Here is a 10,467-nt window from a genome sequence, read left to right as displayed (position 1 = left end):
GCTTGCGCTCCCAATAAGGTCGCGCCACTATCACACATAGCTTGCCACCATGCACCATCTCCTGTTGCACCCGTTGGATTTTCAGCGCTCGCACTACCATTGTAATACGGTAATGTGATGTTAGATGTATACAATTTGGCACCACAAAAACCAATAGCACCCTGCTCTGCCGCACTGGCAGTACCAGCTTGAATTTTACCCAATAGTGTTTGGCACGAGTCTGCACTGAGCTTTAACGCAGTTTTAACATCTAAACCAGTAAACACTGGCGTTGCCATAGTCGGCATAGCGGCCGGATTACTCACCATTAATTTTTTCAATGTGGGCAATGAGGTAGCAGATTGTGTGGTGACGGCTGCGGTCAGTATAACCGAATCTAAATCAACACCTTGGGTTGCAATAGCTGCCTCAAATGAGTTTATTGCCCCTTGCAGCGCTAATTGTGATTCACTGCCAAGTGGATGAGTATTAATATTTTGCCGAACCGTTAGGTAAGTAGCCGACGGCTCTAGCGGTCGCGACAAACCATCTTCCAACATATTGGTAACTGTTACAATATAAGTCGATTGGGCATCCAAAGGTTTCAATGGCACAACAGCGACACTCTGACTGCTGGCTTTTTGCGTAATAAAATCGACGCCAAAAGTTAACTCACTAACAATTTTACACACTGCACCTCTTGGCACTTCAGCACATTCAGTGTGGCTTGGATCTTGTGAACCACCCATAATAGCTTTAAAAATTCGAATTGCACCTGGCATTTGTGCCGATGTTTCATCAATACCTTCAGCTGCGGTCGGCACTGAAAAAGCTATAGTAAAAGGTTGTTGATACGACCAACCATCTAATGACGACAAAGCAACAGAGGGATCGGTAAAATCAGTTGCATCGACGACAGGAATATTTAACGTGCCATCTGTTGTACCAGAAAATAACAAGTCATTAGGAACAGATAGTACCGAAGCACTTGGGTCGTAACTCACACGCGACTTAGCCACGACAGGCTGATTTTCAGCACTATTTTGTCGCTCTTCTATAGTCTCGTTGTCGCACGCGCCTAACATGGCGATAGATATGGCAATGATTCCAAGTTTAAATTGCTGCATTTTATTCCTCTGCTTGTGTGGCTGCAGTTATAGCTAGATAACACTGATTAGACCAGTTAAAAGTAACCTAAAATTCGCGTTTTAGCCAGACACTTGTAAATAAAAAGTAAATTAGCTGAGTTCTTGTTACCTTTGAGTATAAATTAAAGTCAATGCTTGCAAAAATTACAAACCTTTAACTTGATTTTATTGCGTTTCTAAGGAGAATGAACCTTTACCCTAGCAAGACATGATTCATTAGGAATGCAATTAAAGTATTTAAATATTGTTGCAATTGGCGGCGGCCATGGACTTGGCAAAGTACTCAACACCTTCGCAGATCTTGGTGCCAACTTAACTGGTATAGTCGCCACCACAGACAATGGTGGTTCCACAGGTAAACTCAGAGAAAACAATCAAACCATAGCTTGGGGCGACTTGCGTAATTGCATTACCCATTTAGCGCAAAGTCAATTGGGTTCAAAACTACTCAATTACCGTTTTGATGGCGGCGAGCTAGATAAACATTGTTTAGGTAACCTAATATTTTTTGCGTTGGAACAACTTGATGTTAAACCTGTTGAAATCATGGAAATTGTTCGGCGTTTGCTAAAAATTGAAAGCAAGCTCTACCCTATGACAGAACAACCAACGGATTTAATTGGTCATTTTGCCAATCAACAAATTCACGGTGAAGTGGCGATAGATAACCAAAATGATATGCCGGATAGCTTGTCATTAGTCGATAATGTAACAGCTCCATCGCGGGCTCTGCGCGCTATTTTTAATGCAAATGTTATATTGTTAGGGCCTGGGAGCTTTTTAACCAGCGTCATGCCAGCTTTACTAGTGGACGATATTTATCGCGCAATTAGCGAATCAAACGCCAAAGTGATATTTATTGATAACTTGGGTGTCGAGCACGGTACGTGCCAAAATACAAGTTTGCAAAGCCGTTTAGACTGGTTACAACAGCTGAGACCAGATATGGTGATTGACGGCATACTTTCTGGAACAGACGCAAATGACGAGGGCAAGGTTGAGCTTAAACAAGCCAAACCTGTAACCCACATCAAAGCCGAGTTATCTGATGCTGAAGTGTATTATCGCCACGATGAAAAGAAATTGAGGCAAGCATTAACCGAGCTAATTAGCTCGATTTGTCATCCTCACTAATACGGCTTGCTACCGCACCAGTTTGATCTCGATATTTTGCGTCTTCACGTTTATTGTATGGACGCAGCGCACTGCCACTCATAGTTTCAAAATTAAGCGCACCAATTTTCATTTTCGGACGTAACGCCAGTGGCAATTTACCACTGTTAAAAAACTCTAACACGATTTGTCCAGACCAACCCGGATCAATTCTATGTGCGGTTACGTGAACCATCAAACCTAAACGCGCAAGAGAGCTGCGGCCATCCAACCAACCGACAATATTATCCGGTAAAGTGACTGATTCATGGGTCATAGATAAAGCCAGCTCACCTGGGTGCAAAAAGAAAGCTTCGCCGTCGGCGATTTCAATTTCATCCGACATAATCGAATTAAGTGCTTTATTTACTTCGTGTTTTGGGCCACTTAAGTCAATGTAAGGCGCAGCGTGGTCTTGAAAAACTCTAAATTTATTGCCAAGTCGAATGTCCACACTAACACCGCTGATCATATCGTCACTTGGTCTAGGTTGGATGTTAATATTGCCTTCATCTAACATGGCAATGATATCTTTGTCGCATAAACGCATGGTACTTGCTCAACTAGTCTTTTATCTGAATGCTCGGAATATTCTGTCCAACCGACTTAGCAGGCTCAAGTGCACAGAGTTGTGCGGCTAACTTTAATGCCATTTGGTTAAATTGAACAAAATAAGGAGCGCTATTAAACCCTGTTCCGTCACCATTATCCATACTTTGACGAATTTTTATATCAAGTGGTAATTGGGCAATTAATGGAATTTTATGTTTTTGCTCAAGTTTTTCACCGCCGTCATGACCAAAAATAGCTTCGGTATGACCGCATGCACCACAAGTATACAAACTCATATTTTCCACCACACCAGCAACTGGAATCTTCAACTTATTAAACATAGCTATGGCTTTTTCAGCATCAGCCAGCGCTATATTTTGTGGTGTTGTTACCACAAGCGCACAACTTAATGGCATTTGTTGAGTCAGCGTTAATTGAATATCACCCGTGCCCGGCGGTAAATCAATAATCAATACGTCGAGTTCACCCCACAAGGTTTCATTGAACAATTGCATTAGTGCCCTACTTGCCATTGGCCCACGCCAAATGGCTGCATCTTCCGCTGGCACCAAATAACCGATCGAGTTACTCACTATGCCTTCAGCGCTAACCAAAGGTTTCATCCATTTTTGTTCCACTGCTTCTGGCTGTTGTTTATCTAATCCCAACATAATAGGAATAGATGGACCGTAAATATCCGCATCTAAAAGCCCAACCTTTAAACCTAAATGTTTTAAGCTACGGGCTAAATTTACACTAACGCTCGATTTACCCACACCACCTTTGCCTGAGGCGACTGCAACTATATGTTTAATGTTGCTACGTACATTTGTACTTGCACGATTGAGTGTTGAACCTGAATCAAGTAATTGGGCAATAAACCCAGCCTCATCTGATGATTTATCCAAGATTGTTTTAGCCTGAGGCTTTTTTAAATTAAAAATTTGCTTAAACACAATAATTCACGCCTAAAAGTCAGTTTGCAGATGAAATTAACCGCTATTTTCAGTAGTATTCACCCAATTCGCAAACCTTATTAATTTATCATCCAAAAATATATGACTGACAGCAGAAAAATCCTTGTTACCTGTGCATTGCCGTATGCCAACGGCTCACTTCATTTAGGCCATTTATTAGAACATATTCAAACTGATGTTTGGGTGCGTTTTCAAAAATCTCGTGGCAATGAAACTTACTTCGTTTGTGCATCTGATGCACATGGCACGCCTATTATGCTTAAAGCAGACGAATTAGGCATCAGCCCAGAAGATATGGTTGAACAAATGCGTACAGAGCACATGCAAGACACTGCTGACTTTTTAGTTGAGTTTGACAACTACCACTCAACTCACTCAGAAGAAAACAAAGTTTTAGCACAAAGCATTTACACTGAGCTTGAGAAAAAAGGTCATATTGGCAAACGCACAATTGAGCAGTTGTTTGATCCTGTAAAAGAAATGTTTTTACCGGACAGATATGTAAAAGGTGACTGCCCTAAATGTGGCGCGGACGATCAGTACGGCGACAATTGTGATAAATGTGGTTCAACTTATTCACCAACAGAGCTGAAAAACCCACGCTCAACTGTGTCTAATGCCACACCTGTTATGAAAGAAAGTGAACATTATTTCTTTGAATTAGAGCAATTCCAAGACATGCTGCAAACTTGGTTAAAATCAGGTGCTCTACAAGAGCAAGTTGCGAATAAATTATTAGAATGGTTTGGTGACGGTTTACGCGGTTGGGATATCAGCCGTGACGCACCTTATTTTGGTTTTAACATTCCAGGTACCACAGATAAATTTTTCTACGTTTGGTTGGATGCACCTATAGGTTACATGAGTAGCTTTAAAAACTTATGTGATAAAAAAGGTATAGATTTTGATGCGTTTTGGAAACTAGACTCTAACGCTGAGTTACATCACTTTATTGGTAAAGACATCATTAACTTCCATGGTTTATTCTGGCCAGCGATGTTAGACGGCGCTGGCTATCGCAAACCAACAGGCGTACATGCACATGGATTTTTAACCATAGACGGTGAAAAAATGAGTAAGTCTAAAGGCACATTTATTAAAGCCAGAACTTACTTAGAACATTTAAATCCTGAATACTTACGTTATTACTACGCGGCTAAACTGACCCAAAGAGTGGATGATTTAGACTTAAACCTAGATGATTTTGCTAAACGAGTGAACTCAGATTTAGTTGGTAAATACGTAAACATTGCTAGCCGCTGTGCTGGTTTTATCACTAAGTTTTTTGATGGCAAGCTCAGCGATACAGTGCTACAACCAGAATTATTAGAAGGTTTTGCACAAGCCGCTGACACTATCGCCAACCATTATGAACAAAGAGATTTCAGCAAAGCAATACGCGAAATAATGGCGCTAGCAGACAAAGCCAACCAATTTATTGCCGATGAAGCACCTTGGGTTTTAGTTAAAGATGAAGCAAGTTTAGAGCGTGCACATCAAGTCTGTTCATTAGCGATTAACTTATTCAGAGTATTAACCATTTATTTGCAGCCAGTATTACCAAAACTGGCGAATGAAGTGGCGGTATTCTTAAACGACGAGCTAACTTGGGACAAACACAATACAGTGTTAACTGGCCATGCTATCAATAAGTTCAAACCTTTATTACAACGCTTAGACACTAAAACCATAGACAAAGTGATTGAAGCGTCGAAACAAAGCACTCCTGCGGCGAAAAAAGCAAAACCAGCAAAAGCTGCGAAAAAAGAAGCTAAAAAAGCTGATGAAGCAATAGCACCTGAAATTGAATTTGACGATTTTGCCAAAATTGATTTGCGTATCGCAAAAATTGTCAGCGCCGAACACGTTGAAGGTGCAGATAAGCTATTAAAAATTCAAGTGGATATAGGCACAGAACAACGCCAAGTATTTGCTGGTATAAAATCAGCTTATCAACCGGAAGACTTAGTCGGTAAACTGACTGTAGTTGTGGCCAACTTAAAACCACGCAAAATGCGTTTTGGTATGTCAGAAGGCATGATTTTAGCAGCGGGCCCAGGTGGGCAAGATTTATGGGTATTACACCCAGACCAAGGTGCACAACCTGGTATGCGAGTTAAATAATCATGGCGGATACTTTTAAAATTACTTTAGCGAGCAAACGTGAAAAATCAGTGCTGCGTCGCCATCCATGGATTTTTTCACGTGCAATTGAAAAAGTAGACGGTGAACCTAAATTAGGTGACACGGTTGAAGTGTATGCGAAAAATGGTCAATGGCTAGCACGAGCTGCTTTTTCGCCGCATTCACAAATTCGTGCACGGGTTTGGACTTATGAACAAAACCAACAAATCGACCAAAGCTTTTTCTTACAACGCATTCAAACGGCTTATCAAAGCAAAAGTGCGTTAATTAACAATAGTGATGCACTTAGAGTGATAGCTGGTGAATCTGACGGTTTACCCGGTTTAACTGTCGATTTATATAAAGACATATTAGTCTGTCAGTTTCTTGCTGCGGGTGTTGAAAAACACAAAGCAGAAATAGTCGCTGCACTTGAACAAGTATTTCCTCAGCTTGCGATTTTCGAACGCTCAGATGTGGATGTTAGGCAAAAAGAAGGTTTAAAACCTATCTCAGGTTGGTTAAAAGCAGGCGCACAAACCTCAACTTGGATCAACGAAGCTGGTAGCCAAATTTTAGTGGATGTTGAACAAGGGCATAAAACCGGTTTTTATCTTGACCAAAGAGACAATCGCTTAATTGCTGCAGACTACTGCAAAGGCAAACAAGTATTAAACTGCTTTAGTTACACTGGTACTTTTGGTTTGCACGCCTTAAAAGCTGGCGCTGAACATGTCACCAACTTGGATGTATCGCAACTTGCTTTAGATACATCGGCTAAAATCTACCAACAGAATCAGCTTGATGAGAGCAAATATACCCATTTAAATGCTGATGTTTTTAAACAGCTACGTCAATATAAAAAACAAGGCCAGCAATTTGACTGTATTATTTTAGACCCACCTAAATTTGCAGAAAATAAAGGCCAAGTGATCCGCGCTTGTCGTGGTTATAAAGACATCAACATGCTGGCATTGCAAATTTTGAAACCGGGTGGGTTTTTATTAACTTTTTCTTGCTCAGGATTAATAGAAGCAGATTTATTTCAAAAAGTAGTAGCAGATGCGGCGCTGGATGCCAATGTAGAAGCGCATATCATAGAAAAGCTCACGCAAGCAAAAGATCACACTGTGTTATTAAGTTATCCTGAAGGTTTTTACTTGAAAGGTTTAGTGGTACAGAAACGCTAAGCGGTTAGATATAATTTAGCCAGTTAACAACTGGCTAAATTCAAATTATTTGATTGTTCTAAAGACTGGTTTGTAGACTTTTCGGCTTGCGGTAACCTATCAATCGTACGGAACAAAATCTGCCCACAATCATTGCAGCTGTGAACCCGTTTGTGGTCATCACGCTTTAATAAACCCCACTCTTTAATATTTTCTGAGCCACAATCTTTACAAGTAACAGTTTGCCCTGCTTTATCCATTTGGTATTGCTTTAAATATACGGAACGAATGGTGATACGGCGATAAGCTTTAACTTTACTCAATTCGGGAGATTGCTGTGCCGCAGAATTATTTTGGAAAAATTGTCTAAACATAACAGACTTGAGCATAAAAGAGTCCCTCTCTATCAACATGTGCAACTGATTATACCAGTTTTAAATATTGAATACGGTGACTTTATTGTGAATTGTTTAGCAATTTTTCTAATAGATTATTTAATAGTAAAATCTAGCTTAACACTGACATTTTCTATACGTGTTGGCTCTGAGTTAATGGTAGGAGGCTGATAGCGCCATTTTGCAACTGCTCTGCGAGTAGACTCTTCAAATACTTGCTCAGGCGAGGCACTAACAACTTGCACATCCTCAACTCGCCCTTGTTCATTTACAGTAAAGTTCACCCTTACCCAGCCTTCAATCGATTTATGCATAGCCTCAGTAGGGTAATCTGGAAAGGGCCTTGATAATGGCTTTAAATCTTTTTTAGAGAATGCCAATTGCGTGTCTAATAATTCTTGTTCTGTTTGTTCATCTATCTCCAGTCCTCTAGTGTCTAGAGAAACTTCTAAATGGTTTGCTAGGTTGATATAAGGTTTAAGTGGCACTGCTCTCTCTATCGCATGGTTTAAAGCTAAATAAAAATATTCATACGCTCTATCAACTGATGTTTGTCCCAAGTATGCTGCAGCCAAAATTGCGTGATAATCTGGATTTTTTGGGTCTTCATACAAACCATCTTTGGCCATTAAACCCGCTTTGAACGGATAATAAAAATCGTCATATTTAGAGGTTGCGTAAACATAAGCAAGTGCTTGGTGAGCATTTTTATTGCCTTGTTCTGTCAATTGTTCCAATACAGTAACAATTTTACGTAATTGTCGTTTGTTTGGTTTACCAGCTAGTTGTTTACGCGCTAACTCAAATTGTGCCGCTGCATACCCTTGATTAGCACTTTGTTCCAACCAATACAGGGCTTTATTTGGATTAGCTAAACAACCAACACCTGCGTCTAAATGTTTTGCTAACATGTATTTAGCAGCGGCATCACCATTAATAGCGGCTTGTAAGTACCAGTAAACAGGCACGGCTTCTATAGAGCTCTTTTGCGCTTTCACTACCTCAAGACTCATTAATTGCGCCAACTTTAACTGAGCATCAAGGTCGTTATTTAGCGCTTTTTCTAGCAGCGAATTATGGTAGGTTTGTAGCAGCTTGGCATATGCTCTGTGCTTGTACTCATCTTTAGCTCTAAACTCAATTTTAATTAATACATTTTCGTTAATTAACAATTCGTTACCATCGATAAATAGCGGGTAACTTTGCACCAAAGCATATTCAATAGCCTTCTTTTCAAATATGTTGGCCGGCATTGTTTGTGTTATCGCAACATTGAACAATTGACCGTTTTCATTGATGTTACCTTGCAATATGACAAAACCACTTTGCTCTGCTGGTAAAACCCCGAGTTGAACAGTCGAAGAAGCAGGTAAGGTACCAAATGAACCGTCGTAATCTGGGTATAACTTTCGGCTTAATGCTGCATTACTGTATTGACCAGCCAACTGCTCTGCTACCTCTTTGGCTTGGCGCTTGGAAGGTATTTCTCTACGCATGCGACGAATTTCTTCACTGGCTGCGCGAAAACCATTTTCATCGGCTAAAGAAAACCAAGCATATGCTTGGTAGATGTCGGCAGCGCCGCCCTTTCCCTGATAGTACAAAATGCCCATGTAGTATTGCGCTTTTGCATGCCCATGTTGCGCAAATTTTTTAAATTCAGATCGGGCTTGTGCATACTGTCTTTTTTCAAACAATAACTCTGCGTCTTCGATGCTTGCGGCATAGGCAGCCGAAACCCCAGAGAAAAATACACAGAAAATGACACTGAATAGATTAACAAATTTGAAGTTGATGCGTGGCAAAGTATCCTTCCTTCTACAACAGTTAACATTCCTTTTAGCTAGAGGCTAATATTAACCAATACACACAAAATGTCTACCTACAAGACGCAATACAACATCCTTTTGTTAACCTTTTTGATACACAAAAAATTTAATAGTGTAATTTTTTAAGCAAAAGAGCGGCTCTGTGACCAATTTCTACATCTGGATTTGCAAAACAAATAAATTGTTCGCCAACTGACACCTGTTTATTGGAATTAGACAATTGAACAAAAGGTTGCCCATGCACTAGCGACTGAAAATTAAGTAATGGTTGCGAGCCGATAAAGTGAAAAGCTTCGGTGTTTTTAATAACCTCATCACTAACAACAAAATGCCGATTGCTGCGTACACAAAAACGCGGTATTAGCTCGGTGCATGCTAACCCCTCGACTAAATGTACATAAATTTGTCTAAGTAGATTCGATTGATTGTTATAGAGCTTTGCAGATTTACCAAGCTCCAAAGTAGCGGAAGAACAAGCTAATAGGTTGGCTGTGTAAAAACTTAAAGTTGACGAAGGTTTACGCGCATGAATGATAGCTTGCACTGGATAGCGCAGAGGCGTGTTATATACAAGCACTGGCCCACCAACTAACTTAACCGGCTTAACTGCAAAAATAGGATAAATAGAAGCTTTGATCGAACAATGTAAATCTAAATGAATACGAAAAGGGTATCGTCCAGCGGAATAAATTTTTGCTAAACAAGCACAAATTTGTTCTGCTCTATGTTCTTCATAATTACCTGCTTGTGTTGGCTTATTCAACAAATCAGTGGTAAATAAGCGATTTAGATTAGTATCAACATAGCGCTTGTTTTGTTTAATCGCAGCTATATTGGCAAAGACTATGACTAAATGAGAGTTCAAATGAATTTTCCCAGCCACAATGTCAGCCAAAATTTTATCTAAAACTTCTATTGGCGCCGTTTCGTCACCATGTACAGCACAAGATAAAATGAGTGAATGCTTAGCCAGTGTTGCCGGTATCAACTCTAGTATGCCAGCACTATGCTGCTTAATCTCAACTTGATAGCGAGTTTTTTGCCGGCAAACATAACTAACAGGTTTAAAAGCAGTTTCAGACTCATTTAACAAAGCATTAAGGTAATTGGTTAGCAAGGTATACATAAGCACCTCCCTAACC

At 40.2% G+C, this 10,467-nt stretch carries 8 protein-coding genes and 1 pseudogene; 3 read left to right on the top strand and 6 right to left on the bottom strand.

The genetic code is table 11. From position 1 onward, the window contains the following. Nucleotides 1-1,106: pseudogene (locus WSC_RS24100) on the bottom strand (VolA/Pla-1 family phospholipase); the annotation flags it as partial. Between the two features lie 243 nt (nt 1,107-1,349). Here WSC_RS24100 and WSC_RS0109435 point away from each other — a divergent pair. Then, complete coding sequence (locus WSC_RS0109435; RefSeq protein WP_016955675.1) at nt 1,350-2,261, top strand: gluconeogenesis factor YvcK family protein; 912 nt, start codon at nt 1,350-1,352, stop codon at nt 2,259-2,261. Here the strand turns inward: WSC_RS0109435 and dcd are convergent. Beyond that, entirely contained in the window at nt 2,236-2,829 is a 594-nt protein-coding gene (gene dcd / locus WSC_RS0109430) for a dCTP deaminase (protein ID WP_016955674.1), read from the bottom strand. The genes WSC_RS0109435 and dcd overlap by 26 nt on opposite strands. A gap of 13 nt (nt 2,830-2,842) precedes the next feature. Beyond that, nucleotides 2,843-3,787, bottom strand: coding sequence for an iron-sulfur cluster carrier protein ApbC (gene apbC / locus WSC_RS0109425; protein ID WP_016955673.1), 945 nt, complete (start codon nt 3,785-3,787; stop codon nt 2,843-2,845). A gap of 102 nt (nt 3,788-3,889) precedes the next feature. Between apbC and metG the strand changes: the two genes are divergently transcribed. Both metG and WSC_RS0109415 read left to right on the top strand, forming a co-directional pair. Continuing rightward, nucleotides 3,890-5,932 carry a methionine--tRNA ligase gene (gene metG / locus WSC_RS0109420; RefSeq protein WP_016955672.1) on the top strand — a complete coding sequence of 681 codons (2,043 nt, stop codon included), beginning with the start codon at nt 3,890-3,892 and terminating at the stop codon, nt 5,930-5,932. A 2-nt stretch (nt 5,933-5,934) separates the two neighbouring features. Continuing rightward, a complete protein-coding gene (locus tag WSC_RS0109415) occupies nt 5,935-7,122 on the top strand; it encodes a class I SAM-dependent rRNA methyltransferase (RefSeq protein WP_016955671.1) in 1,188 nt (395 codons plus the stop codon). Nucleotides 7,123-7,145: 23 nt separating this feature from the next. On the opposite strand, the gene WSC_RS0109410 is transcribed toward WSC_RS0109415, so the two are convergent. The 3 genes from WSC_RS0109410 to WSC_RS0109400 form a co-directional block, all read right to left on the bottom strand. Further along, nucleotides 7,146-7,490, bottom strand: a complete 345-nt coding sequence (locus tag WSC_RS0109410) for a hypothetical protein (protein ID WP_016955670.1) — start codon at nt 7,488-7,490, stop codon at nt 7,146-7,148. Between the two features lie 101 nt (nt 7,491-7,591). After that, nucleotides 7,592-9,301 (bottom strand): TonB family protein, encoded by a 1,710-nt coding sequence (locus tag WSC_RS24095; RefSeq protein ID WP_016955669.1) that lies wholly within the window; start codon nt 9,299-9,301, stop codon nt 7,592-7,594. A 130-nt stretch (nt 9,302-9,431) separates the two neighbouring features. Then, entirely contained in the window at nt 9,432-10,451 is a 1,020-nt protein-coding gene (locus WSC_RS0109400) for a succinylglutamate desuccinylase (RefSeq protein ID WP_016955668.1), read from the bottom strand. Between the last annotated feature and the right edge of the window lie 16 nt (nt 10,452-10,467).

It is taken from the genome of Catenovulum agarivorans YM01 (assembly GCF_000281085.1).
Lineage (GTDB): Bacteria > Pseudomonadota > Gammaproteobacteria > Enterobacterales > Alteromonadaceae > Catenovulum > Catenovulum agarivorans.
This window is presented reverse-complemented; position numbering and strand designations above follow the sequence as displayed.